The 883-nt window shown below is 66.1% G+C and carries 2 protein-coding genes; both read right to left on the bottom strand.

What is annotated here, in order from left to right:
• Positions 1-200 (bottom strand): alpha/beta fold hydrolase (locus tag Pka01_RS40470; protein ID WP_373318253.1); only part of this gene is annotated, 200 nt, incomplete at its 3' end.
• Positions 201-219: 19 nt separating this feature from the next.
• Positions 220-789 (bottom strand): DJ-1/PfpI family protein, encoded by a 570-nt coding sequence (locus tag Pka01_RS40465; RefSeq protein WP_089209940.1) that lies wholly within the window; start codon positions 787-789, stop codon positions 220-222.
• Positions 790-883: the final 94 nt, after the last annotated feature.

Below are 883 nucleotides of genomic sequence, written 5' to 3'. Positions count from 1 at the left end.
ATTGGTGTACGGCCGAACCCGGCCTGGTCAGGAGCCACCAGGTGCCAGGATGTGCCCAGTGCCTGTGCCGTTGTTGCCCAGGCGCCGGATCCGGTCGTACCGGGTCCGGAGCCGTGCAGCATCAGCACCGCGGGTCCGGTGCCGCTCTTCAGGACGTGGACGGGGGAGCCGTCGACTGTGACGGTGCGAAGTGCCGTCACCGGGACAGGCCAGGTGTGCTCATGCCGATGCGGAGTTGATGGACTTCGAAAAGAGCTCCATCATCGCCTTGCCGAATTGCGGCATGTCGGGCCATCCCCGGCAGGAGACGAGGTTGCCGTCCACGACGTCGGGAGCGTCGATGACCGTCGCGCCCGCGTTTTCCATGTCACCGGTGATGGGGGGGAAGCACGCCGTCTTTCGACCCTTCAGCAGCCCGTACACAGCCGGCACCTGCGCGCCGTGGCATACCAGCGCGATCGGGAGGTCGCGCGCGAAGAAGTGTTCGGTGATGCGCCTGACGTCGGCGTCGACACGGATCCATTCGGGGGCACGTCCCCCGGGGATGATGAGGGCGTCATAGCGCTCGACGTCGACCTCGGCCCAGGGCACGTCGACCGGCAGCTTTCGGCCGTTCTTCTCCACGTAGGCGTCGGAGTTGGGGTCGAACTCGTGGATGACCAGCTGAACGTCACGCATCGTCCGTGACGAGACGTCAACGTCCCAGCCCCCCTCCTGCACGCGATAGTAGGGATACATGGTGTCGAGCTCCTCGGCGGCGTCGCCGGTCAGAAGCAGCGCTCTGGGCACCTACTTCTCCTCGCATCTGGGGCGGGTGAGGTGGATCGGATCCAATCCGATCCGGTTGGGTTAGCATTCCTCGGCCCAGCCCGCCCGTCAAGCC

Origin of the sequence: Planotetraspora kaengkrachanensis, assembly GCF_016862895.1 — a bacterium.
Classification (GTDB): Bacteria; Actinomycetota; Actinomycetes; order Streptosporangiales; family Streptosporangiaceae; genus Planotetraspora; species Planotetraspora kaengkrachanensis.
Note: the sequence above shows the minus strand (reverse complement) of the source record. Positions and strands in the feature narration are given on the sequence as shown.